Below are 24,427 nucleotides of genomic sequence, written 5' to 3'. Positions count from 1 at the left end.
ATTTACATGAAAACAAGAATCTCTCGGGCGTTCGCCCTATACGGATTCAGGCAGAAAAATGCTTATGCAAGCAAGCTTGCAACACATTTTTATGCCTGAATCCGTGCACTGCAAACTGGTTTTATCACATGCTCTTTCTCTCCGCGATCTCGGCCATCTTCGCATCATTCAGTCTCGTATCGCCTTTTACGCGGGAATAGCTCAGATATCCATTCATCCGGTCGATCTTCGTGAGATTTTTGCTTCCGCAGACCGGACACACATCCATGTTCAGTTCCTCGTGCCCGCAGTCATCGCAGTAGGACAGGGACAGGTTTACGCCCTCGTAGAATCCCATCTTCATGGCACGGCGCACCAAAGAACGGATCGCCTCTTTGTTGTAGTCGATCGGGTACTTCACATACTGGATCTTTCCGCCGTTGGAGAGCTCCCAGAACCGGTGTTCCAGGTTCTGCTTCTCGATCGGGGTAATGTCCTCAGTCACATGGCAGTGGAAGCCGTTGCTGACATACTCGCGGTCGGAGACGTTCTCCACGATCCCGTATTTCTTCCGGAACTGTTTTACCTGAAGTCCGCAGAGATTCTCCGCCGGTGTTGCGTAAATCGCGTAGAGGTTTCCGTCCTGATGCTTGAACTGTTCCACCTTCTCGTTGATATGTTTTAACACCTCGATGGCGAAGGTACCGTCCTCCACCAGGGACTTTCCGTTATAAAGTCTCTGAAGCTCATTGAACGCCGTGATTCCAAAGGACGCCGTCGCCGTCTTTAACAGCGGCTTGATCTTATCGTGAAGCCCTAAATGACCGCCATAGAATCCGCCCTCACAGTAGGCAAGCGGATTCGTGGAGGCACGCATCTCTCCCAGATATGCATAGGTCCGGATATGGATCTTCCGGATCAGCTCCAGGTAGTAGTCAAGGACCTCATAAAAATCCCTGCTCTCCTGTCTCGCCTTCGCGAGGATCATCGGAAGATGCAGGCTCACAACGCCCACATTGAAACGTCCCACGAACACCGGAACATCCTTCTCATCCGCCGGTTCCATGCCGCCCCGCTCATACCACGGGGACAGGAACGCGCGGCATCCCATGGGGCTGATGATCTTTCCGTATTTCTTGTACATGCTGGCAATATAGCCTTCACCGGTCAGGGACAGCCAGTCTGGATACATGGTCTTTGAGGAACACTCGATTCCCGCCTCGAAGACGTCCTCCAGCTCCTTCCCCGGTCCGTGGAGGTTCTCATCATATAAAAATACAAGCTTCGGGAACAGTACCGGCTTCTTGTGGCCTTCTTTTCCCTGACCTTTCTTTCTGACGTTCAGCATCGTGATAGTGGCCATCTTCGCGAAGCGGCTTGTTCCGGTTCCCGCTGTCATGGTGATAAACGGGTAGTCACCGCGGCTGGAGGAAACAGAGTTAAACTTGTACTCCCATCCCTGGAATCCCTGTTCCATCTCGCGCTGAACGTCGTTCCATGCCACTTCTTTTGCCTTCTCCTCATCGAGACCAAGGTCAATATACTTTGTGATATACTTTCCGTAAGATTTCTCCGCGTAAGGCGCCAGGATATTCTCCACGTTCGGCACCGTAAAACCGCCATACTGCTGGCTTGCAGCACTCAGGACAATATCGCCGATAACGTCAAAGGCCACATCCAGGGTCTTCGGCTCGTTGTACCAGATATTTCCCATCTCAAATCCGCCGCTTAAGACCTCATTGACATCAAAGAGGCAGCAGTTCATCGTATCACGGCGCGCGGACATGTCGTGAATATAGATATAGCCGTCGCGGCATGCCTGAAGTTCTTCAACGGTCATAAAGAACTTCTGGTATAAGGATTTATTTAACTCGTTGAAGATCAGGCTCCGCTTCGTGGAGACCAGGGCGCTGTCGGTGTTGCTGTTTTCCTTGTCGCCAATATACATGATGGACTGGCTCTTTTTGTAGACCTCGTCCAACATCTGGACGAAATCCTGCTTGTAGTTGCGATAATCGCGGTAACTCTTTGCGACCACCGGATTGACGCGCTCCAGGGCGCCCTCGACGATATTGTGCATCTGGGCGATCGGCACCTCTGACTGGTCCAGTTCCTCCGCCTTCTCCTCCACGAACTCACAGATAAATTTGCTCTCAGCCTTTGAGAAGATTATCATCGCACGGTTTGCGGACTTGTTCACCGCCGCCAGGACTTTCTGGACATTGAATTCTTCTTTTGTCCCGTCTTTCTTGATCACTTTGATCTCACTGCATTTCATGATATGGAATCCTCCTCATCGGTTTCGCTGTTGTCTTCGCTTTCTATTTCTTTCTCTATCTCTGTATTGCTTATGATTGTGCCACTTTCATTCTCTTCTTTTTTTCCATTCCAGTTTCCGAATCTACCGGTTCTTCTGCCGTCCCCGCATCCTTTTCCGGCTCATCGATCAGATGACCTTCCTCGTCGATTTTAAGGTTCAGCTCCTCCTCGACCTCGCTCCGGATTTCCTCCCGCTGCTCCACATTCATCTCCGGGAGCTGTTCCGTAGATCCGACTCCGAAGCGGCGCAGAAATTCCTCCGTCGTGGCAAAAAGTGCCGGTCTTCCAGGCGCATCGAGACGGCCCGCCTCATACACCAGGTCATACTCCACAAGGCGGTTCACCGCGTGATCCGACTTTACTCCCCGGATCTTCTCGATATCTGCCTTCGTCACCGGCTGCTTGTAGGCGATGATCGCCAGCGTCTCCATCACCACGTCCGACAGCACCTGCTTCTTTGGTGTCGCCGCCACGCGGATCAGATGTTCATAATAGTCGGCGCGGCTGCACATCTGGTAGCTGTCATCGAGACGCATGATCTGCATGCCCGCCTTTCTCTTGTCATATTTCTCCTTCAGGCGCTCCACGGCCTGGATGGCCGTCTCCTCATCCGATTCCAACGCTGCCGCAAGCTGTCGGATCTCCACAGACTGCCCCATGGTAAACAGCACGGACTCCACAACGGACTCCTGCTTTTTCAGATTTTCCACCCTCATTCATTTTCCTCCACAGTGGTATTCTCCTACTCATACTGGTAACGGAACTGTCCGATTTTTTACAGTCCCGCGCAGTAAATGCGCAAACCTACTGAGCAGTTGTGACATCGATAGCAATATCCTCTTCTTCGCCTTCCGGCTCAAGAGATTCTATGCACATGTCGTCAAAGAGATGTTCCTGGGTCAGATGGATCTTCCCCACCTTCATGAGCTCTAAAAGTGCCAGGAACGTCACGACGACCTCTGTCTTGTCGTTCTGCTTTTCCAGCATCTGCCGGAAGCTGAATTTCCGGTGCTTTCTGGCATATCCCAGAACAGAGGTGATCTTGTCCTCCAGACTCACCGGATCTTTTTTGATGGTTCCGAAGGTGCTGCGGACCGGGTCGATCTTATCCTGCTGCCGCTTCATCACCGACTCGAAGATCTTCTGAAGCTTCGTGAGCGTCACTCCGTCCAGGAGCTTATCGAGATCCACCGGCTCTGCATATTCCTTGACCTCCGGCGGGATCGTCGGATCCTTGTAGAACACCCGGTCCGCCCCGGACTCCATGTCCTTAAGTTCCTCCGACATCAGCCGGTATTTCTTATATTCCAGGAGACGCATCACAAGTTCCGCTCTCGGATCTTCCTCCTCGCCCTCCTCATTCACTTCTTTCGGCAGCAGCATCCGCGCCTTGATGTCGAGAAGCGTCGCCGCCATCACAAGGAATTCGCTGACCACATCCAGATTTTCCTCATCCATCTGCCGCACGTACTCCATATACTGGTCCGTGATCTCGGCGATCGGGATATCGTAGATATTCACTTTGTTTTTTTCAATCAGATGGAGAAGAAGATCCAGCGGACCTTCAAACTTTTCCAGTTTGTACGATAATTCCATATGCACCTCAAGTATGTTTTCACAGTCTTCCATTCAGAAAGCCCATGTCCAACAATTCGATATATAACCGCAAAAAAGAATGTGCGTATGCACACTCTTCATCACGCCGTTCACATTTTGTCCCTACTGCTGCGTATCAGCCCCGCAGAGCCTCACAACAACCACCTGTGGTTTATCATTCAGCCTGATATTGATCGAGTGGGTCCCAAGTCCCCGCCCGACGATCATCCGGCTCTTTTCTCTTCCTTTTCCCGGAAGTTCAAAATATCCCGCACAGCGCGGATAAAAGAACTGGTACTGGGGTGTCATGACTCCGCCCACAAGCGGAAGCCGGATGGTTCCGCCATGAAAATGTCCGGAAAGTGTGAGATCCGCTCCCCACGCCGCATACTCCTCAAAAAACAGCGGAGAATGGGCCAGAAGAAGACAGAACTTTTCAGGGTCCGGCTCTCCCAGGGTCTCCTTCAAAAGACCCTCAGGGATCTCTCCCGACCGCGGCAGATAGGCGCTCTTCGGAAGATCGAGGCCATAGATCCTGATATCGCTGTCGAGATCCGCCGCCTCGTTGGAGAGATAACGGATCCCTGCATCTTCCAGGGCCATCCGGTAATGTTCATAAGTTTCCCCGTAAACATCTGTCTTCCAGACCATCCGGCTCTCATGATTTCCGTTTCCGCAGTACACCGGAAACTCCTTCGCAAGCTCTATCAGAAGCGCCAGCGGGATCCTGACATCAGAATTTCCCCTCTTTGCAACCATTCCGTCCCCGCCAAAAAGTACGGCATCCGGTTTCACCTTCCGCACGGTCTCAAGCAGACGGCTGTTCTCTTCCCCGAATTCTTTATTGTGGAGATCAGTCAGGAAGACGATGGTCTTTCCCTGTCCGTGGATCTTCTCCGAGGCGATCCGGTACTCTTCCGTTACAAGGCAGTCCCTCTCATACCGGGAACGTGCCAGGCAGCCGGCCCCAAAAGCCATGACACTGGCTGCCAGAAACACTGCTGTTCCCAAATCGGATTACTCCTCCTCAAATACGCGGATCCCGCGCTCAACAACGCCTGCGAATGCCTGTGCATAGCTCTTGTACTCCGGATGCTTTGCGATGATCTTATCCATAACTTCCTTCATCTCTCCGCTGATGATGACGGTGCATCCTGCTGCCTTCTTATTTGTGGAACGGTTCTCGTACACGTCCTGCATTACTTTTACTCTTTCTTTCATGATCAATACTCCTTTTTATTTTTACTGTACCCATGCGCCGTCTGCGCCGACTACATACTTGTTATCGATCGTGGTATTTTTCGCGATCTTTCCCTCCGCGTCGAGATAGAACCACTTACCGGAATCCTGTCTCCATGCGCTCTTTACCATCTTTCCGTTTGTCTCAAAATAGTGCCACTCGGTGCCGAACATCTTCCATCCGGTTACCATCTTTCCGTCCGTATCAAAACCGAAATCAGCGGCATCGATCGTGTAGATCGTTCCGACTGCCTTTGTTCCGTCGGCAAACTCGTATCTCCAGCTGCCGTTATCCTGTACCCAGTGTCCGGCAGTTGTCTGCTTTCCTGCGGATGTGCTTCCGGACTTCTCTGTATTGACATACAGATAGCCATAGTCCAGCATCTTCTTTGTATCCTCATAGTGGGTGCTCTTGGATTTTAAGATCACCGCAACCATACGGACGCCGTTTTTCTCCACGCAGGTCACAAGAGTATTTCCTGCCTTGGAAGTATATCCCGTCTTTCCGCCGACGATTCCCGCATAATATCTGGAATCGTTCGGGTAGAGCATCTTGTGGCCCGGAGTGATGGTTCTTGCCGCAGCTGCCTTTGTCGCCGGGAACTTGTAGCTCAGTGTGGAGTCGATCTCGCAGAGCGTCTTATTTGCGAAGGCCGCAGCTGCGATCTTAGCCATATCGCGGCATGTAGTATACTGCTGATCGGAGTTTAAGCCGTTTGGATTCACGAAATGTGTGTTCGTACAGCCGAGCTCCGCCGCTCTCGCGTTCATGAGCTCCGCGAAGGCGGAAATACTGCCGGAGACATGCTCCGCGAGTCCGTTTGCGACCTCATTGGCAGATTTTAAAAGCAGGGCATAGAGGCTGTCCTTCACGGAGACCTGGTCGCCCTCCACGAGTCCGATCTTCACTGCTCCGGACTCCAGGTTTGTGACTGCTGTCTTTGAGAATGTCACCTTGTCGTCCAGGTTTGCTTTTTCCAGCACGAGAAGCGCTGTCATAAGCTTTGTGGTGCTGGCTGGAGCAAGCTTCTCATCGGCATTCTTCTCGAAGAGAACTCTTCCGTTCGTCACATCGTAGAGGATTCCGGCCTCCGCGGAGATCGTCGGCTTTGCGATGGCATCCGCTGCCGCTTTTGCCTCTGCGCTCACCTGGCTCTGACCGGCTGTGTTTGTTGTATTATTTGATGTATTGGGCTTGCTGTCCTCATATCCCGGACCGCCCTCGTTTCCAGCCTGGGGATTCTGGGTCGTGTTTGTCGTCTGTTTGTTCTGGCTGGTGGCCTGATTATCGCTGTCCCGGATGATCGTAGCCGCCTGCACCGGCTGTGCCGCAAAAATGGCACACGCAAGTGCGACCGGGATAAATCTGTTCATTTTTCTCATTTTTCTTTCCTCATTTTCCTTCTCTATGCTACCATAGACCCACCGAAAAAGCTTTGCAATTTTCTGTCGATTTTCTTATGTCGCTTCAAGCGTTCCCGTCTACGTCTCGCGCTGACAGGAACCGTATGTCCGTCTGATACGGGCATATCGCTTATATATCTTCGTCCAGCATACGAATGAGGTCTTCTCTCGTGATACTGCTGAGCGCTCCTGTTCCTTCCGTCACCACGGTATCCGCCAGATCCCGCTTCATCTCCTGAAGCTTCAGGATATTCTCCTCGATGGTGTGCTTCGTGATGAGTTTGAATACGGAGACCTGGTTCTCCTGCCCGATCCTGTGGGCGCGGTCTGTGGCCTGGTTCTGTGCCGCCACGTTCCACCACGGATCGTAGTGGATCACCACATCCGCCGCAGTGAGGTTTAATCCGGTTCCGCCGGCCTTCAGTGAGATTAAGAACACCATCACATCGTCCTTCTGGAACGAAGACGCCATCTGCACGCGGTCCCGCTTCGGCGTGGAGCCGGTGAGCAGGTAGAACGGGATCTTCTCCTTCTTTAAGCGCTTCGCGATGATCTCAAGCATCGATGTAAACTGGGAGAACAGGAGGATCTTATGTCCCGCAGATGTTCCGTTTAAGAGAAGCTCCATACAGGTATCGAGCTTCGCGGATCCACCTTTGTAGCCATCAAAGCATAGAGACGGCTCGCAGCAGATCTGGCGCAGACGCATGAGCTCCGCGAGGATCTGCATCCGCTCTTTTCCGTAATCTCCGTCAGTTCCCTCCATGAGCTGTTCCTTTAAGGAAGCTGCCGCCGCCGTGTAGAGGTCTTTCTGCTCGCCCTCCATGTTGGAGTAGAGAACCGTCTCTAATTTATCCGGAAGTTCCTTTAAGACATCTTTCTTTAAACGCCTCAAAATAAACGGTCCCGTAAGCTTTTTTAACTGAACCAGGGCATTGGGATCCTGATCCCTCACGATCGGCATCTCAAACGCACGCTTAAACTTCTGTGACGTGAATAAAAATCCCGGCATCAGGAAGTCAAAGATACTCCAGAGTTCCCCAAGATGGTTCTCGATGGGTGTTCCTGTCAGGGCAAATCTCGTCTTTGCCGGAACAGCCTTCACGGATTTCGCTGCCTGTGTGGAGGAATTCTTGATGTACTGGGCCTCGTCAATGATCTCGAAGCGGAATTCCTTTTCATGGTACCAGAGAATATCGCGCTTTAAGAGGTCGTAGGACGTAATGATCACATCCGGGTGCTCCTTCTCATAAGCTGCGAACATCTCCTCGCGCTCTGCCTGGTTCCCCGCTGCCGTCATGATCTTAAGCTCCGGGGCGAACTGGGCAAACTCGTTCTCCCAGTTGTATACCAGGGATGCCGGACACACCACGAGAGACGTGCCGCCGTTCTCTGCCTTTTCATCCAGCAAAAGGGCGATGACCTGGATCGTCTTTCCCAGACCCATCTCGTCCGCAAGGATTCCGCCGAAGCCGTAGGCATCCAGGCTCTTTAACCATCGGTAGCCCACCTTCTGGTAGCTTCGAAGCGTCGATGCAAGGCGTTTCGGTATCTCATAATCGCTGTCCTCCACGTCCTTCATGCCACGGACCACAGCCTTGAACAGCTGGTCGCGGTACACGCTGACGCTCTTATCCTCTTTTAACGCCGCGTCCAGGAACATAGCGCGGTATGCAGGGAGCTTTATCGTGTCGGAACCCACAAGTTCCTTCGCGACACCGAGCTGTTCCGCGATCTTTGCGACCGTGAGAAGTCCGCCATCCCCCAGAGTCAGGAAATCGCCGTTCTTCATCCGGTAAAAGCTCTTTTTCTTTCCGTAAGCCGCCAGCACCGCAGCGAGTTCTTCCCGCGGAAGCGCCCCAGTGTCTACCTCAAGTTCCAGCCATCTTCCCAGCGTCCGTACCTGGACCGATGTGCTCACCGGCGGCAGGACGCGGATCTTCTTGAAGGACTCGGACACGAACACATCCCCGGTATCCATGAATTTCTTCATGCCCTCGGAGATCAGACGATATACCGCCTCGTCGTCATTCTTGATCACGAGGTTTCCGGATCCGTCTTCCGTATACTTAAAGTAGGTGGTGATCAGCTGGCTCACCTTGAATTCTCCCGGGACATCCCGGCAGATCTCTTTCGGGAAATTCTCGTCCGCCAGCGGGTGAAAGGAGAAATCGCCGTAGGCGAGCTCCGGACGCAGGGTGACGGTTCCAGCGGCATCGCTGTCAAAATAGAAGGAGGCCTTCAATTCCTTCGGGCGGTAGCTCTCGAGATCCACGCCCTCGGAGCGGATCAGTCCGAAAGACTCCAGCTTTCTCAAAACTCTCTCATAAAAGAGCGGCATGTCCCGGTCATTGACGGAGACTTCATTCTCCGCATCAAGCCCCATGACCATGTATTCCATGAATACGGTCAGGCACTCCGTGTAGTCTGGATCGCAGCGGCAGATCGATTCCTGGTCCGCGATAAATAAGGACTTTTCGCCGGAAAAGGCCATAATGTCCTTGTCAACAATGACCTTGATCCCGTCCCGTCCCTCTTTCTTTACAACAGCGGTAAATGTAGGATTTTCCCGTTTTACCGTCAGCATTCTCTTTTTTTTCCGGTAATCCTCACACTCGATGGTCTGACCGTCCATGATGGCAAAGAACCGCTCTCGTCCGGCTTTTCCCAGGATCAGTTCTTTTAACGCCGGTTCCGCTTCCATGGAAAACCGGCCGTTTCCGCGGTACTGTTCCCTAAAAAAGCCGACACGTTCCATGATGAGAAGCGCCAACGCCCGGCTCTCCTCATCAAAAGCCTGAAGACTGTGATGGAACGCCAGCCCTTTTCCGTACTGGACAAGGCTCATGGTTTCCATCGCCTTCGCAAAGGCTGTCAGATCCTTCACCGGGTACTGTTTTTCACGGCCCACCGTGAAGCGGACCCGCACCTGGTCTCTTGAGATCGTAACGATAGGGATCAGACGGTAATGTCCCTCCTCGGAGGCCCCCATGATCCGGCTCACCTCGCGGTTCGTGTACTCCCGGACCATAAACCGGACTTTCTGGGATGTGGAAACCGGATGTTTCGACTCCCTGCTCTCTCTCCGGAGCCATTCCGCAAGCAGGGCATGGGCATGCGGGCACATGGGGATCCCGTCGGGTCCCTGTGTGCAGGATACTCCGCAAAAGCCGAGATTTCTTCCCGTTTTACTGATATGCGAACAAGAGTAGTCAAAATTCTGACTACCCTTGCGCAGGATACGGACACGGTATTCATCTTCCCCGTCCATGACGGTTCCCCTGATCTCTGTCTCGCCTTTCCAGAAGGTTTCGGCAGTAAGTTCCGTTACTTCCATATCATTCCGTCCCCCCGGTTTGTTTTATTGCTTTCCAGCCCTGAAACGGATCGCTTTGCACTTCGTGCTCCCACGATCCTAACTTCATTCGCAATCCAGCCTGACGGCTTACTTGCTCATGAAGTTTTGCCTGTCATATGTCTATGCATCTGTGCAGGCAAGCCTGCCCTTCTGCATAGCCGCTGTTTGTTTTATTGCTTTCCAGCCCTGAAACGGATCGTTCCGCACTTCGTGCTCCCACGATCCTGACTTCATTCGCAATCCAGCCTGACGGCCTACTTGCTCATGAAGTTTTGCCTGTCATATGTCTATGCATCTGTGCAGGCAAGCCTGCCCTTCTGCATAGCCGCATGACAGGCTGTTTCATCACATCCGTTCCGGTGCGCTGAATCCCAGAACGTTAATGCATGTCATTAACACATCACGTGTTAACGTAACAAGGCTGATGTACCCCGCCTGTTTCTTCTTGTCTTCCTCAGCGATGATCTTCGTCTCATGATAGAAGTGATTTAACGCATTTGAGAGTTCGTAAATGTAAGCGCAGATCTTATGCGGCGCAAGCTCCTCGAAGCAGGTAAGCATCACATCGCTGTACCGGGAAAGGGCGAGCATCAAGGTCTTCTCCGGCTCAGCAGACGATGGAAGGATCTCGCCGCTCTCTGTATTTTCACAGGTATCACTGTATTTCTTTAAGATGGAGTTGATTCTCGCGATCGTGTAGAGAACATACGGACCTGTATTTCCCTCGAAGGAAGTAAATCTGTCGATATCGAAGACATAATCCTTTGTCGCCTGGTTAGAGAGATCACCATATTTTAAAGCAGCGAGACCTACGATCTCAGCCGTTTTTTTCGCCTCATCCTCAGAAACGGTACGGTTCTCCATGATACGGTTGTAAGCCGCCTCGTCGATATCTGCGATCAGGTTCTCAAGACGCATAACGCCGCCTTCTCTCGTCTTAAACGGCTTTCCGTCCTTTCCATTCATAGTACCGAAGCCGACAAAATCCATCTTCCGGTCTGCTGGAACGATCCCTGCCTTCTTTGCGACACGGAAGACCTGTGTAAAGTGGAGTTCCTGACGCTTGTCCACTACGTAGATATAGTGATCCGGCTTGAAATCTTCTTCTCTCTCAACGATGGTCGCAAGGTCGGAAGTCGCGTAGAGGGCCGCGCCGTCAGATTTTCTCACGATACACGGCGGAAGCTCCTTGGTATCGGTCGGCTCGGCGATATCAACAACGAGGGCACCCTGGCTCTCATATGCAAGTCCTTTATCCTGGAGGTCCTTGATCAGGCCCGGGATATACGGCTGCGCGTCGCTCTCACCTTTCCACAGGTCGAAATCCACGTCAAGGTTTGCGTAGTTTCTCTTTAAATCTTTTAAGGAAACATTCATGATATGCTTCCAGATCGCGCGGTACGGCGCGTATCCGCTCTGAAGCTTGAAGGTCGCCTCCTGGGCGCGCTCCTTGAATGCCTCGTCAACCTTGGATTTTCCGCTGGCTGCCGGGTAGATCTCCTCAAGCTCAGAGATCGTAAACGGCGCTTCCTCCGGATACTCTCCGGTAAAGCTCTCGTCAAAGTACGGAAGTTCCGGCTTTCTGTCCTTTAATTCCTCGATGATAAGGCCCATCTGGAGTCCCCAGTCACCGAGATGAACGTCTCCGATGACCTTGTGGCCCACAAATCGTCCCATACGCTTTAACGCCTCACCGATCACCGCAGAACGGAGATGTCCGACGTGGAGCGGCTTTGCGACGTTTGCTCCGCCGTAGTCGATAACAATTGTCTCCGGCTTCTCGACCTCGTCCATTCCGAGCTTCTTTGCACCCTTCATTCCGTTCATGTAGCCGGAAAGGAAAGCCGGGTCTAATTTCAAGTTGATGAATCCCGGCATAACGGCATTCACTTCTTCAAATACTTCGCTGTCTTTTAACTGTTCTACTACACCGTTCGCGATATCGATCGGTTTCTTTTTATATGTCTTTGCGGCTGCCATCGCGCCGTTGCACTGGTATTCGCAGAGATCCGGGCGGTTGGACAGAGTCACTTTTGCAAAGTTCTCATCGTAACCGTTCGCCGCAAAAGCTTTTTTCATCTCATCCGTGATGATATCCAGAATTTTTTTCATCTGATTTTCTCCTTTTTTAGCGTGCCAGTCTGCATCATTTTCCCGCGCCATACCAAAAACATGGCAATTGCAGACACAGACTTATACAGTAACTATCATTATACCGTATCGCGGTAGAAAAATCCATAGTTCTGTTGATATTTTTGTTATCGTCCACGCATGACATAAACAGGAACCGATCCTGCCGATAGTTCGAATTTCAACGCGACAAAACCCACGACTGTCACTGGATTGTACGGCATTTTCACTCCAGAAACCTCCTGCTCGTGTGCAGAAAGAAATAGGAGCTGTTTTCGGTTATGGTCTGAACACGTCATGGGCAGGCATATTGGGGAGGAACAGCGAACTGCCAGGTTTCAATGAAAGACCTGGCAGTTGAAAATATCATCTTATCTTTTACGCTTCCCCGATCACGCTCGTCGCGAAATTCACCGAAGCCATAGCGTCCTTACAATAGGCATCCGCCCCGATGGCATCTGCATACTCCTGTGTCAGGACTGCACCGCCAACCATGACCTTCACCCATGGTGTATCCTTCCGGAGCGCCTTGATGGTGTCCTCCATTGCCGGAACCGTTGTCGTCATGAGGGCACTGAGTCCCACCACCGGCACGTGCTCCTTCACTGCCGCTTCCACGATGGTCTCTGGCGGCACATCGCGTCCGAGATCCATCACGTCAAAACTGTAGTTCTCCAGAAGGACCTTCACGATATTCTTTCCGATATCGTGGATATCACCCTTTACCGTGGCGAGGATCACTTTTCCCTTCTTCTCCTGTACCTCACCGCTGGCCTCCATGGACTCTTTCACGACGGCGAACGCTGCCTTCGCCGCCTCCGCGCTCATCAAAAGCTGCGGGAGGAACACGGTTCCGGCTTCAAAGCCTTTTCCTACCTCGTCGAGGGCCGGGATCATATCCGTATTGATGAGCTCTAAGGCATCCGTGTCCTTCAAGGCGAGTTTCGCTGCATCGGCTGCCGCCTGAGACATTCCCTTTACAATGCTCTTTTTTAACGCAGATCCGGTATCTGCCGCTCCTGTGCCTGTGCCGGACGTATTTCCGGCTCCATTGCTGTTTCCTGCGCCTGCCGCTCCACTCACCCCGGCTGCCTGGTTCACCGCCGCCGCCTTTAAGATCTCTTTCTGTCTCTTCTTCTCCGCTTCCTTCGGACCATAGATTCCCACATATCCCGCGCAGTTCTCATCCTGAGCTGACAGCACAAGGAAGCTGTCATAGGCCTGCATCATGGCTTCCAGATTCGGATTCACGATCCCCGCGGAAAGTCCGTTCTGCATCGCGAGAAGGAAGAAGGAGGCATTGATATTCTCACGCATCGGAAGTCCGAAGGACACGTTGGAGACACCGAGGACTGTCTTTCCTCCAAGCTCATCCCGCACTCTTCTCACGGTCTCCAGTGTTGTGAGCGCCCCGTTCTTATCGGAGCTCACCGCCATGCAGAGACAGTCCACGAGAATATCCTTTTTCGGGATCCCGTAGGACGCCGCTGTCTCGTAGATCTTTCTCGCAACAGCAAGTCGTCCGTCCGCCGTCTCCGGAATTCCGTTCCCATCGAGAGCCAGAGCAACCACCACGCCGCCATAATGCTTTACCAGGGGGAAGATCTGCTCCATGACATCTTTCTTTCCGTTTACCGAGTTGATCAGCGGTTTCCCGTTATAGATCCTGAGCGCCCGCTCCATGGCCACCGGGTCGGAGGTGTCGATCTGAAGAGGCAGATCCAGAACACCCTGAAGTTCCTTTACCACGTCCACCATCATCTGAGGTTCATCGATCCCCGGAAGTCCCACATTGACATCCAGAACATCGGCGCGGCTCTCCTGCTGGGCAACACCCATGGATAAAATATAGGTCAGATCCTTATCCTTCAACGCCTGCTTGAATTTCGGCTTTCCCGTCGGGTTGATCCGCTCCCCGATCAGGATCGGTCTGCCGCCGAATGTCACCGCGTGGGAGTAGGAGGAGATCACCGTGCGGTTTTTGTCCGTAATTTCACAGACAGGAATATCATCGCAGGCAAGTTTTGTCTTAAGGATGTGTTCCGGTGTCGTTCCGCAGCAGCCGCCGAGTACCGTTGCCCCGTTTCTCGCCATCTCCTGCATCGCCGCGGCAAACTCATCGGCATCGATATCGTAAACGGTCTTTCCACCCTCGCTTCTCGGCAGTCCCGCATTTGGGTTGACGAGGATCGGGGAGGAGGACACCTTCGCCATATCTTTCATAAACGGCAGCAGCTGGATCGGCCCGAGACCACAGTTTAAACCGATCACATCGGCTCCCAGTCCCTCTAAGAGTGCCGTCACAGACTCCACGTTGCCCCCGGTCAGCATTTTTCCCTTTTCATCCAACGTGACGGTCGCAAATACCGGCAGATCACTGTTCTCCTTCGCCGCCAGGACTGCTGCTTTAAGCTCATATCCGTCGCCCATGGTCTCGATGATCACAAGATCCGCGCCAGCCGCTTTTCCGATGAGGACCACCTCTTTATAGGCCTCATAGGCGTCCTCAAACTCCAGATCACCGTATGGCTTTAAGAGTTTTCCCGTCGGTCCCATGTCCAGAGCCGCGTAACCATGTCCGGCCGCCGCGATGGCTTTTTTTGCATTTCGAACCGCTGCCGTCACGATCTCTTTTACGGAATATCCATCTTCCGCTTTAAATTTAAAATGGTTTGCGCCGAAGGTATTCGTCGTCACCACGTCAGATCCCGCATCGAGGTACTCCCTGTGGATCTCCGTTATGATCTCCGGTCTGGAAAGATTCCATGTCTCCGGAAGTTCGCCGGGCTTCAGACCCCGGGCCTGCAAAAGGCTTCCCATACCTCCGTCAAAATAAATTCGTCTCTCCTTCATCAGTTCCAGAATTCCCATGGCTCTCTCCTATCTTCTTCAACTTATCTTCTGAACGCGCAGTCTTTCTTTCCGCACGCCTCGCATCCCTCGATCACACAGGCTGCCGGTGTCCGGCTCACCCCGATCACCGCCGTCACCGACTTCGACGGCATCATCAGATACCCCTCTGTCAGTGTGATCCCGATCCGTTTTCCTGCCTCCAGTCCGTCAAGGATCTGTTTCTGGGCCGATAGCGGAAAATCTCCGTAACCCGGTGAAAATCTTGGTCTCAGATAAAGACCGTTTTCCAGATACTCCTTTTTCCACCCGGCATTCAGTTCATTGCAGTACGCCTCCACCATTGCGGCGGCAGCTGCCTGCATGACCACTGCTTTCGCGACAGAAAGCTTTCCGTACCGGGCGAGAAGTCTGTCTACCTCCGCCCCCACGGTGGCCGCCATCACAAGCACGGAATCACAGCCGGACAGGTTCTTTTTTAAGTTTGCGCTCTTTGTCCGGAAGCAGCCGCCATCGATGGTTCCGTCCTCTTCCACAGAGAGCGGATATTCCCGCACGAGATGCCTGAACTCCGCTGCGCGTTCCGCTTCCCGGATGCATTCCTCCAAAAGCCGTTCCGTCTCCGGATCCGGTTCATGTTTTCCAAGCCCCAGATATCGGAGCGCTTCTTTTCTGTCAGTCTGCATTACTCCATTGCTTCCTTTCAGTTTTCCTGAATTTCCTGCTGTTGCATTTTCCACATTCCGCAGTATTCTGCACGCCGGTTTCTGGATATTTTCTCTGTCTGAACGAGTTTCTTCCTTATTATAATAGGTCATATAACCGGCAGTTAACTCACGTATAACTTCAGGTTAAAAGAGTATTTCCATTATAACCTGCTTTTCATCATCCATTTCGTCTGATCTTAATAGCATACCACGTTCCGCCTGCCGCTGTCCAATACAGGCGCTATGTGTCTGGTTATAGGTTTTACCTATCGCCGATCAGTCCCCTTACATGCCCTCGAACTTTCGGATCTCCTCCAGATATTTCTGTCCCAACGGGCTCAGGGCGATCCCTTTTCTCTTTAAGTATCCGATAGTCATGACCTCGTCGGACTTTAATTTCACCGCCCAGTAATCGGAACCGTTTAAATTATCACAGAGGATTCCGGAACAGAGGGTATATCCGTTAAGACCTACCATCAGGTTTAACAAGGTCGCCCGGTCATTGGCCTTGATCAGCTGTTTATAGCTGTAGGTGCTCAGCACCTCCTCCGCAAAATAGAAGGAGTTGTAATTTCCCTGTTCAAAGGAAAGGCACGGATACTCCTGAAGCTCCTCGATGGTGATCTCCTTCTGGTTCGCTAACGGATGGCCTTTCCAGAGATATACATAGATCCCGCAGTCCATAAGCGGGCAGAATTCCAGGTCGGACTCATCGAAAAGCTTTGTGAGCACTTTCCGGTTGAAATCGTTCAGATACAGAATCCCGATCTCACTCCTGAACGTCTTCACATCCTCAATGACCTCATAGGTCTTCTCCTCCCGGACCGCAAACTCGTACTCATCCATACCAAACTGCTTTACCATCTCGATAAACGCGTTTACCGCGAAGGTGTAATGCTGCATGGAAACGCCGAATTTCTTCTTCACGTTCTTTTTCTCAATATACCGGGATTCCATCAGCTTATACTGTTCCGTTACCTGTCTCGCGTAGCCTAAGAACTCCTGTCCTTCCGGTGTCAGGACAACGCCGCGGTTGCTTCTTTTAAAAAGCTCTGTCCCGATCTCATTTTCCAGCTCCTTGAGCGCCAACGAAAGGCTGGGCTGGGATATGAAAAGAAGCTTCGCCGCTTCATTCATGGAACCGGTATCCGCGATGGTGATCACATACTTTAACTGCGTCAGCGTCATAACACGTCTCCTTTCGGGTGGATCCGGGCCTGTTGTTTTCCCTTCCCGGCTCCTGATATGTCAAATTTTATCCACTGTGAGTCATTTTGTCAATCCGAACCGCCATTCCGCAAAGGCACACCGGCTCTGGTCGTTGCGGTCCATGCGCTGCTGGGCCAAACTGCAACATTTTTTTGTTAAAAAATTAATTTGCTTGACATTCTGAAACAAACTCCCTATAATTCAAAATAATCTTTAACCGCTTCACTGCAACTCAACAGAGCGTTGAACGGTTATCATGATAACAAGTTCTAGAGGAGGAATCAATTATGAAAAAAAGAGTTTTAAGTTTAAGCCTTGCACTTGCAATGGCTGCTTCTTTAACTGCCTGCGGAAGCTCATCTTCCACAACCGAGACAACTGCCGCTGCAGCAGCTGACGCGACAACAGCCGCTGCTGGCGCTTCCAGCGAAGCATCTTCCGACAAAGGATTCAAGATCGGCGGTATCGGCCCGGTCACAGGCGCGGCTGCTGTATATGGTCTCGCAGTTAAGAACGGCGCACAGATCGCTGTTGATGAGATCAACGCTGACGGCGGTATCAACGGATACCAGATCGAGTTTAATTTCCAGGATGACGAGCACGACGCCGAGAAATCCGTCAATGCCTACAACACATTAAAAGACTGGGGCATGCAGGTCCTCATGGGAACTGTAACCTCCGCTCCGTGTGTAGCTGTTGCAGATAAGACGAATGCTGACAATATGTTCCAGATCACACCGTCCGGCTCCTCTGTTGAGTGTGCGCAGAACCCGAACGTGTTCCGTGTATGCTTCTCCGATCCGGATCAGGGTGCTGCATCCGCAACTTATATTGCTGAGAACAAGCTTGCGGAAAAGATCGCAGTGATCTACGACAGCTCTGATGTATACTCCAGCGGTATCTACGAGAAATTCGCTGCTGAGGCTGCAAACCAGGGCCTTGAGATCGTGGACGCCGAGGCATTCACAGCAGATTCCAACAAGGACTTCTCCACACAGCTCCAGAAGGCAAAGGACGCAGGCGCTGACCTCGTATTCCTTCCGATCTACTACACAGAGGCATCCCTGATCCTCAAGCAGGCTGACACCATGGGCTACGCTCCGAAATTCTTCGGCTGCGACGGTATGGACGGTATCCTTCAGGTTGAGAACTTTGATACAAAGCTTGCTGAAGGTTTAATGCTCTTAACTCCGTTTGCTGCTGACGCTCAGGATGAGCTTACCCAGAAATTTGTAACTTCTTACAAAGAGAACTATGGCGAGACTCCGATCCAGTTCGCTGCTGACGCATATGACGCGATCTACGCGATCAAAGCTGCCATGGAAGAGGCTGACATCACACCGGAGACATCTGTAAGCGATACCTGCGATAAGATGAAAGAGGCCATGTTAAAGATCAAAGTCAATGGTCTTACCGGTGAAGACATGACATGGACAGAGGATGGCGAACCGCACAAGGCACCGAAGGCTGTCAAAGTCGTAGACGGCGCATATCAGGCGATGTAATCGATCATTTAAGAATGGCATCATGTTAAGAGGATTGTCGCTTCGGCAATCCTCTTGTTTCTTTCACGGTCCTGCGTTGTGATGTGTCCAGACCGTTCCCCGCAGACCTGACCCAAAGCTATTGAAAACATACCGAGGTGTAAAATTTATGACGGGTTTTATCAACTACTTAATCAATGGAATCAGCCTTGGCAGTGTCTACGCGATCATCGCGCTTGGATACACCATGGTCTATGGAATCGCGAAAATGTTAAACTTCGCCCATGGCGATATCATCATGGTCGGAAGCTACGTGGTCTTTATCACGACACACAGTATGGGAATGCCGGTCTTCTTAAGCGTTCTCCTTTCTGTCATCGTGTGTACCGTGCTCGGTATCGTCATTGAGCGTGTCGCCTACAAACCGCTGCGTGACGCTTCTCCGCTGTCCGTCCTGATCACGGCCATCGGCGTCAGCTACTTATTACAGAACGTTGCTCTCCTCTTATTCGGAGCCGACACAAAGTCCTTCACCTCTGTCGTAACGATCCCGGCTCTGAAGCTCGCGGACGGCGCCATCACGGTGACCGGTGAGACTCTCGTGACGATCGTTTCCTGTATCGTGATCATGATCGGACTTACCACCTTTATTAACAAAACGAAGGCCGGACAGGCCATGCTCGCCGTATCGGAAGACCGCGGTGCCGCCACCCTGATGGGAGTAAATGTAAACGGAACCATCGCGCTCACATTCGCGATCGGCTCCGCCCTCGCTGCCGTGGCCGGTGTTTTACTCTGCTCCGCCTATCCGTCCCTGACTCCTTACACAGGATCCATGCCCGGCATCAAGGCCTTCGTGGCAGCCGTATTCGGTGGGATCGGTTCCATCCCCGGCGCGTTGATCGGCGGAATCCTTCTGGGAATCATCGAGATCCTGTCAAAAGCATATATTTCTTCCCAGCTCTCCGACGCGATCGTATTCTCCGTCCTGATCATCGTCCTCTTAGTACGTCCGACCGGAATCCTGGGCAAAAAACTGAACGAGAAAGTGTAGGTGATTCCCATGAAAAGTACAGCAAAAAAGAAACTCTTTATCAACAATATGATCACGCTCGGCATGGTCGTTGCTGCCTGGATCATCATGGAAGTGCTCATGGGCACCGGACATGTATCCAGCCTTTTAAAGGGACTCCTCGTTCCTTTCTGTATCTACGTGATCATGGCGGTTTCCTTAAACCTGACCGTCGGAATCCTCGGTGAGCTGAGCCTCGGACACGCAGGCTTCATGTGTGTCGGCGCCTTCTCCGGTGCCCTCTTTTCCAAGTGCATGAAGGGCGTGATCGATCCGACCGTAAGTCTTGTGATCGCCATCTTTGTCGGCGCTGCCGTTGCTGCCGTTTTCGGCATTCTGATCGGCATCCCGGTCCTGCGTCTGCGCGGTGACTATCTCGCCATCGTGACTCTTGCCTTCGGCGAGATCATCAAGAACCTTGTAAACGCCGTATTCCTCGGACGCGACGCTGACGGCTTCCACATCTCCTTCAAGGACTCCATGTCCTTAGGCTTAAAGGATGGCGGCGAGGTCCTCATCAAGGGTCCTCAGGGGATCACAGGGACCCCGCAGGCAGCCACCTTCACGATCGGCATCATTCTTGTCCTGATCACACTGATCATCGTCATGAACCTTGTAAATTCCAGAACCGGCCGCGCGATCATGTCCATCCGTGACAACCGCATCGCCGCTGAGTCCATCGGAATCAACATCACAAAATACAAGCTGCTGGCGTTCAGCATCTCCGCTGCTCTGGCAGGCGTTGCAGGCGTTCTCTATGCCCACAACCTTACGACACTTACTGCTCTCCCGAAGAACTTCGGCTACAACATGTCCATCATGATCCTTGTATACGTGGTTCTCGGCGGAATCGGAAGCATCCGTGGATCCGTGATCTCAACCGTTATCCTCTACCTGCTCCCGGAGCTTTTAAGAGGTTTAAACAACTACCGTATGCTGATCTACGCCATCGTCCTGATCCTCGCGATGCTCTTCAACTCCGCTCCGCAGTTCATCACGCTCCGTAAGCGGATCTTCGGCGGCTTAAAACCGCAGCATGCTGCCCATTCCGGAAAGGAGGAAGCTTAAAATGTCAGACATGTTAAGTGTAAAAGGATTAAGCATCTCCTTCGGAGGCTTAAAGGCTGTCAATAATTTTGCCATCAACATTGAAAAAGGCCAGCTCTACGGTCTCATCGGACCGAACGGTGCCGGCAAGACCACGATCTTCAACCTCCTGACAGGCGTTTACAAGCCGGATACAGGAACGATCCTCTTAGACGGCCAGAACCTTACAGGAAAGTCCACTACCGACATCAACAAAGCCGGTATTGCCCGTACGTTCCAGAACATCCGCCTTTTCAAGGATCTTTCCGTTCTCGACAACGTAAAGGCAGGACTCCACAACCACCACACCTACTCCACTCTTGAGGGAATCCTCCGCCTTCCGCGGTACTACAAGGCGGAAAAAGAGATGGATGAGGAAGCCATGGAACTCTTAAAGGTATTCGGACTTGAGGGAGAATGTGATTTCAAGGCCTCCAACCTTCCTTACGGAAAACAGAGAAAGCTCGAGATCGCCCGCGCCCTTGCGACGGAGCCGAAGCTTCTTCTTCTCGATGAGCCGGCTGCCGGCATGAACCCCAACGAGACCGCAGAGCTGATGGACACGATCCGCTTCGTCCGCGACCATTTCGGAATGACGATCCTCCTAATCGAGCATGATATGAAGCTCGTCAGCGGTATCTGTGAGCGTCTTACCGTCTTAAACTTTGGTCAGGTCCTCTGCACAGGTCCTACTCAGGAAGTCTTAAGCAATCCGGAAGTTATCAAAGCTTATCTCGGTGAATAGGAGGAGAACAATCATGGCAATGTTAGAAGTAAGAGATCTGGAAGTCTACTACGGCGTGATCCAGGCGTTAAAAGGAATCTCCTTCGATGTAAATCAGGGAGAGATCGTCGCTCTGATCGGTGCCAACGGTGCCGGAAAGACGACAACACTGCACACCGTGACGGGTCTTTTGAGCGCCCGTTCCGGACATATCATGTACGAAGGAACCGATATCACAAAGATCCCCGGCTACAAGCTCGTCAGCATGGGAATCGCCCATGTTCCGGAGGGACGCCGTGTATTCTCCACGCTCACCGTTCTCCAGAATCTGAAGCTCGGTGCCTACACAAGAAAAGATAAGGCAGAGATGGATGCGACGCTCAATATGATCTATCAGCGTTTCCCGCGTTTAAAGGAGCGTGTGAACCAGCCGGCCGGTACCCTCTCCGGCGGTGAGCAGCAGATGCTCGCCATGGGACGCGCCCTCATGAGCCATCCGAAGCTCATCGTTCTCGACGAGCCGTCCATGGGTCTGTCCCCGATCTATGTAAATGAAGTCTTCGACATCATCCAGAGCATCAACCGCGACGGCGTGACGGTTCTCTTAGTCGAGCAGAACGCGAAAAAAGCGCTCTCCATCGCAAATCAGGCGTATGTACTGGAGACCGGTAAGATCGTTTTGAGCGGCGACGCGAAGCAGCTCATGAATGATGATAAGGTTAAAAAGGCTTATTTGAGTGAATAATCAGAAGTTACGGTCTGTGCCTGGCACGGACCGTATTCTTGTTACAGTACACGGGCACTCCATGCCCGCGCACTGTAACAGGATTTTGCCGATGCTTCGCATTCCGCATCGGCAAAATCCGCGGTCATAACGGTATCATACGGAATTTTCAGTTCAGAAAATTCCTACCCATGAAAAGTAACATTTTTTTTACAAATATGCGAATCCATGAAAATTATGTAACGTTTTGACGGATTTTATGGTATACTCTTAGCAGACAGCACTGAAACTGTGCAGAAAAAAGAAGAAAAATCATGTACAGGGGAGGAAGATATTATGAGCAAAGTCATTACAGTCAGCCGCGAACTCGGCAGCGGAGGCCGCGAGGTCGGTCTTCATCTCGCAAAAAAACTCGGCATTCCTTTTTACGATAAAGAACTCATCGCCATGGCGGCCGAGGACAGCAATATCTCGGAAGATCTTTTCCATGCGAACGATGAAGTGATCGCCGGTCAGAAACGGATCAACTACGATGACTATGCAACTGTGGATCCTTTCTCACCCGTATACGAAGTCCCGGTCTCCGACCAGCTCTTCGTGATCCAGTCGAAGATCATCCAGCGGCTTGCCGCAAACGGTCCCTGCGTGATCATTGGCAGATGCTCCGATGTGATCGTCGAGAACGCTTTCCGCATCTTTATCTGCTCCAGCTTCAAAAAACGTGTGGAGCGGATCCAGAGGCTTGAGAAGGAGCCGGAGGATCTTAAAAAGCTTGAAAGCCGCATCCGCGCCGTGGATGCGAAGCGCCGGGATTACTACCAGTATTACAGCGGAAATGAGTGGGGCAAACCGAAGAATTACGACCTTTGCTTAAACAGCGGTACACTCGGGATCGAGCGGTGTGTGGAGATCATTGCGAATTCAGTCACTTTGGGATAGTAGGAATTCTCTTTATCGCATAAAAGCGTAAAACTTCAACTTATTGATTTTTTCTGTTGACAAATCCGCCCGACAGCGCTATGATAGCTTCAACAGCCGGAGAGAATGGATCCGGCAGTAATCTTCAGAGAGGAGAACAGCAGATATGAAGAACCAGATGATGAATCTTTTTGCATCCTATTCTTTTTATTATTTTCCGGGCTATTATTACTGCGCGGACTGTTTCTGCTGCAAAAAAACAACCCTCTCCGACCGAAGGTCTTTAGATCCTTCGGAAACGTAAAAGAAAATGCGGAGCCGGTGTTTGCGATTGCAGCAGACACCGGCTTTTTTGTTTCCGGATACCCACAAACGTATGCATAAAGCAGTTCCTGTTTTTCGGCTACGGTACCAGCCGAATACAGGAATGTCCATTTTCCAGAGCGTTTTTATAAAGCAAACCAAACCTGAACCTGTCATATAAAGGAGAATAAGATTATGATCATTATTTTAAAGAGAAATGCCAACAAAGAGAAAGTAGAGAATTTAAAGACAGAGCTTGTCAATCAGGGATTTAAGCTCCATCTCTCCGAAGGAACCGAGGCCTCCCTCATCGGTCTCATCGGTGACACAAGCCGGATCCATGAAGACTGGTTAAAGGCCAACGACGTCGTTGAGGATGTCCGCAGGATCCGTGAGCCGTATAAGAAGGCAAACCGCTCCATGCACCCGGACGACACAGTCATCGATGTCTGCGGCAGAAAGATCGGCGGCGGCAGCTTTCAGGTCATCGCAGGCCCCTGCTCCATCGAGACAAAGGAACAGATCACAGAGGTTGCTGAGGACGTAAAGCGTTCCGGCGCAGCCTTCCTCCGCGGCGGTGCTTTCAAACCGAGAACTTCCCCGTACGCGTTCCAGGGTCTTCACGAGCAGGGTCTTGACCTTCTCTTAGAGGCAAAGAAAGCCACCGGTCTCCCGGTAGTCACAGAGATCATGAGCGCGGAACATCTTCCGCTCTTTGACGACGTTGACATCATACAGGTCGGCGCAAGAAACATGCAGAACTTCGAGCTTTTGAAGGTCCTTGGAAAGATCGACAAGCCGATCCTCTTAAAACGCGGTCTTGCAAACACCTTAGACGAGCTTCTGATGAGTGCGGAGTACATCATGGCAGGTGGAAATGAAAAAGTCATCCTCTGCGAACGCGGCATCCGCACCTTTGAGACTTCCTACAGAAATACGCTGGATATCTCCGCGATCCCGATGTTAAAGAAAAAGACCCATCTTCCGGTCATCGTCGACCCGAGCCATGCGGCAGGCATCCGCTTCATGGTGGAGCCCCTTGCCATGGCAGCTATCGCAGCCGGAGCCGATGGTCTCATGATCGAGGTCCACAATAACCCTGAGAAAGCCCTCTGCGACGGTGCCCAGTCCCTGACGCCGGAAATGTTCGACCATCTGATGAAAAAAGTCGATAAAGCTGCGGATTTCTTCCACTCTCTCGGTTAATCGTTGTTCTTTTCCTGAATATGCAGTATAATATTTAAATCACACCGCAATGAAACGGCAGGTCGGCGCTGAAAATGCGCCGGCCTGCCGGACGGTTGCAGACTATTAAGATTCATGGA

General features: G+C 51.8%; 18 protein-coding genes. 7 read left to right on the top strand and 11 right to left on the bottom strand.

Translation table 11 applies throughout. The annotated features are described in order from the left end of the window. Positions 1-124: 124 nt before the first annotated feature. From nrdD to DWY93_RS11525, 11 genes are all read right to left on the bottom strand, one after another. Positions 125-2,257 (bottom strand): anaerobic ribonucleoside-triphosphate reductase, encoded by a 2,133-nt coding sequence (gene nrdD, locus DWY93_RS11575; protein WP_117472308.1) that lies wholly within the window; start codon positions 2,255-2,257, stop codon positions 125-127. Positions 2,258-2,327: 70 nt separating this feature from the next. Beyond that, positions 2,328-3,014, bottom strand: a complete 687-nt coding sequence (gene scpB, locus DWY93_RS11570) for an SMC-Scp complex subunit ScpB (RefSeq protein ID WP_117469341.1) — start codon at positions 3,012-3,014, stop codon at positions 2,328-2,330. A gap of 88 nt (positions 3,015-3,102) precedes the next feature. Next, a complete protein-coding gene (locus DWY93_RS11565; RefSeq protein WP_117469603.1) occupies positions 3,103-3,894 on the bottom strand; it encodes a segregation/condensation protein A in 792 nt (263 codons plus the stop codon). A 123-nt stretch (positions 3,895-4,017) separates the two neighbouring features. Next, positions 4,018-4,905: a metallophosphoesterase gene (locus DWY93_RS11560; protein WP_347466077.1), complete on the bottom strand. Its 888-nt coding sequence runs from the start codon at positions 4,903-4,905 to the stop codon at positions 4,018-4,020. Positions 4,906-4,911: 6 nt separating this feature from the next. Then, positions 4,912-5,115 (bottom strand): hypothetical protein, encoded by a 204-nt coding sequence (locus DWY93_RS11555; RefSeq protein ID WP_015554108.1) that lies wholly within the window; start codon positions 5,113-5,115, stop codon positions 4,912-4,914. A 21-nt stretch (positions 5,116-5,136) separates the two neighbouring features. Further along, a complete protein-coding gene (locus DWY93_RS11550; protein ID WP_117469340.1) occupies positions 5,137-6,516 on the bottom strand; it encodes a D-alanyl-D-alanine carboxypeptidase family protein in 1,380 nt (459 codons plus the stop codon). Between the two features lie 151 nt (positions 6,517-6,667). Next, entirely contained in the window at positions 6,668-9,874 is a 3,207-nt protein-coding gene (locus tag DWY93_RS11545) for a DEAD/DEAH box helicase (RefSeq protein WP_117469339.1), read from the bottom strand. 366 nt (positions 9,875-10,240) lie between these two features. Continuing rightward, positions 10,241-12,007: an arginine--tRNA ligase gene (argS, locus tag DWY93_RS11540; RefSeq protein ID WP_117469338.1), complete on the bottom strand. Its 1,767-nt coding sequence runs from the start codon at positions 12,005-12,007 to the stop codon at positions 10,241-10,243. Between the two features lie 396 nt (positions 12,008-12,403). Next, the gene (locus DWY93_RS11535) at positions 12,404-14,896 is read right to left on the bottom strand and encodes a homocysteine S-methyltransferase family protein (protein ID WP_117469337.1); all 2,493 of its coding nucleotides are present in this window, start codon (positions 14,894-14,896) and stop codon (positions 12,404-12,406) included. Between the two features lie 23 nt (positions 14,897-14,919). Continuing rightward, entirely contained in the window at positions 14,920-15,561 is a 642-nt protein-coding gene (locus tag DWY93_RS11530; RefSeq protein WP_117469601.1) for a vitamin B12 dependent-methionine synthase activation domain-containing protein, read from the bottom strand. Positions 15,562-15,867: 306 nt separating this feature from the next. Beyond that, positions 15,868-16,770, bottom strand: coding sequence for a LysR family transcriptional regulator (locus DWY93_RS11525; RefSeq protein WP_015554102.1), 903 nt, complete (start codon positions 16,768-16,770; stop codon positions 15,868-15,870). Positions 16,771-17,078: 308 nt separating this feature from the next. Here DWY93_RS11525 and DWY93_RS11520 point away from each other — a divergent pair, with 308 nt between their 5' ends. The 7 genes from DWY93_RS11520 to aroF all read left to right on the top strand — a co-directional run bounded on the left by DWY93_RS11520 (position 17,079) and on the right by aroF (position 24,308). Next, positions 17,079-18,296 (top strand): ABC transporter substrate-binding protein, encoded by a 1,218-nt coding sequence (locus tag DWY93_RS11520; protein WP_117469336.1) that lies wholly within the window; start codon positions 17,079-17,081, stop codon positions 18,294-18,296. 148 nt (positions 18,297-18,444) lie between these two features. Further along, positions 18,445-19,329 (top strand): branched-chain amino acid ABC transporter permease, encoded by an 885-nt coding sequence (locus DWY93_RS11515; protein ID WP_117469335.1) that lies wholly within the window; start codon positions 18,445-18,447, stop codon positions 19,327-19,329. Positions 19,330-19,338: 9 nt separating this feature from the next. Then, the gene (locus DWY93_RS11510; protein WP_117469334.1) at positions 19,339-20,415 is read left to right on the top strand and encodes a branched-chain amino acid ABC transporter permease; all 1,077 of its coding nucleotides are present in this window, start codon (positions 19,339-19,341) and stop codon (positions 20,413-20,415) included. Position 20,416: 1 nt separating this feature from the next. Next, complete coding sequence (locus tag DWY93_RS11505; RefSeq protein WP_181968539.1) at positions 20,417-21,178, top strand: ABC transporter ATP-binding protein; 762 nt, start codon at positions 20,417-20,419, stop codon at positions 21,176-21,178. A 13-nt stretch (positions 21,179-21,191) separates the two neighbouring features. After that, on the top strand, positions 21,192-21,902 hold the full coding sequence (locus tag DWY93_RS11500) for an ABC transporter ATP-binding protein (protein WP_015554098.1): 711 nt from the start codon (positions 21,192-21,194) through the stop codon (positions 21,900-21,902). 315 nt (positions 21,903-22,217) lie between these two features. Then, positions 22,218-22,820 carry a cytidylate kinase-like family protein gene (locus tag DWY93_RS11495; RefSeq protein WP_117469333.1) on the top strand — a complete coding sequence of 201 codons (603 nt, stop codon included), beginning with the start codon at positions 22,218-22,220 and terminating at the stop codon, positions 22,818-22,820. Between the two features lie 477 nt (positions 22,821-23,297). Then, the gene (aroF, locus tag DWY93_RS11485) at positions 23,298-24,308 is read left to right on the top strand and encodes a 3-deoxy-7-phosphoheptulonate synthase (RefSeq protein WP_117469331.1); all 1,011 of its coding nucleotides are present in this window, start codon (positions 23,298-23,300) and stop codon (positions 24,306-24,308) included. The last annotated feature ends 119 nt before the right edge of the window (positions 24,309-24,427 follow it).

This window comes from Clostridium sp. AF28-12, assembly GCF_003435225.1.
In the GTDB taxonomy this organism is placed as follows: Bacteria; Bacillota; Clostridia; order Lachnospirales; family Lachnospiraceae; genus Pilosibacter; species Pilosibacter fragilis.
Note: the sequence above shows the minus strand (reverse complement) of the source record. Positions and strands in the feature narration are given on the sequence as shown.

What these genes read in the sequence shown, in the direction of transcription:
- nrdD (WP_117472308.1), bottom strand. Translation starts at nt 2,257, where the DNA reads ATGAAATGCAGTGAGATCAAAGTGATCAAGAAAGACGGGACAAAAGAA.
- scpB (WP_117469341.1), bottom strand. Translation starts at nt 3,014, where the DNA reads ATGAGGGTGGAAAATCTGAAAAAGCAGGAGTCCGTTGTGGAGTCCGTG.
- DWY93_RS11565 (WP_117469603.1), bottom strand. Translation starts at nt 3,894, where the DNA reads ATGGAATTATCGTACAAACTGGAAAAGTTTGAAGGTCCGCTGGATCTT.
- DWY93_RS11555 (WP_015554108.1), bottom strand. Translation starts at nt 5,115, where the DNA reads ATGAAAGAAAGAGTAAAAGTAATGCAGGACGTGTACGAGAACCGTTCC.
- DWY93_RS11550 (WP_117469340.1), bottom strand. Translation starts at nt 6,516, where the DNA reads ATGAGAAAAATGAACAGATTTATCCCGGTCGCACTTGCGTGTGCCATT.
- DWY93_RS11545 (WP_117469339.1), bottom strand. Translation starts at nt 9,874, where the DNA reads ATGGAAGTAACGGAACTTACTGCCGAAACCTTCTGGAAAGGCGAGACA.
- argS (WP_117469338.1), bottom strand. Translation starts at nt 12,007, where the DNA reads ATGAAAAAAATTCTGGATATCATCACGGATGAGATGAAAAAAGCTTTT.
- DWY93_RS11535 (WP_117469337.1), bottom strand. Translation starts at nt 14,896, where the DNA reads ATGGGAATTCTGGAACTGATGAAGGAGAGACGAATTTATTTTGACGGA.
- DWY93_RS11530 (WP_117469601.1), bottom strand. Translation starts at nt 15,561, where the DNA reads ATGCAGACTGACAGAAAAGAAGCGCTCCGATATCTGGGGCTTGGAAAA.
- DWY93_RS11525 (WP_015554102.1), bottom strand. Translation starts at nt 16,770, where the DNA reads ATGACGCTGACGCAGTTAAAGTATGTGATCACCATCGCGGATACCGGT.
- DWY93_RS11520 (WP_117469336.1), top strand. Translation starts at nt 17,079, where the DNA reads ATGAAAAAAAGAGTTTTAAGTTTAAGCCTTGCACTTGCAATGGCTGCT.
- DWY93_RS11515 (WP_117469335.1), top strand. Translation starts at nt 18,445, where the DNA reads ATGACGGGTTTTATCAACTACTTAATCAATGGAATCAGCCTTGGCAGT.
- DWY93_RS11510 (WP_117469334.1), top strand. Translation starts at nt 19,339, where the DNA reads ATGAAAAGTACAGCAAAAAAGAAACTCTTTATCAACAATATGATCACG.
- DWY93_RS11505 (WP_181968539.1), top strand. Translation starts at nt 20,417, where the DNA reads ATGTCAGACATGTTAAGTGTAAAAGGATTAAGCATCTCCTTCGGAGGC.
- DWY93_RS11500 (WP_015554098.1), top strand. Translation starts at nt 21,192, where the DNA reads ATGGCAATGTTAGAAGTAAGAGATCTGGAAGTCTACTACGGCGTGATC.
- DWY93_RS11495 (WP_117469333.1), top strand. Translation starts at nt 22,218, where the DNA reads ATGAGCAAAGTCATTACAGTCAGCCGCGAACTCGGCAGCGGAGGCCGC.
- aroF (WP_117469331.1), top strand. Translation starts at nt 23,298, where the DNA reads ATGATCATTATTTTAAAGAGAAATGCCAACAAAGAGAAAGTAGAGAAT.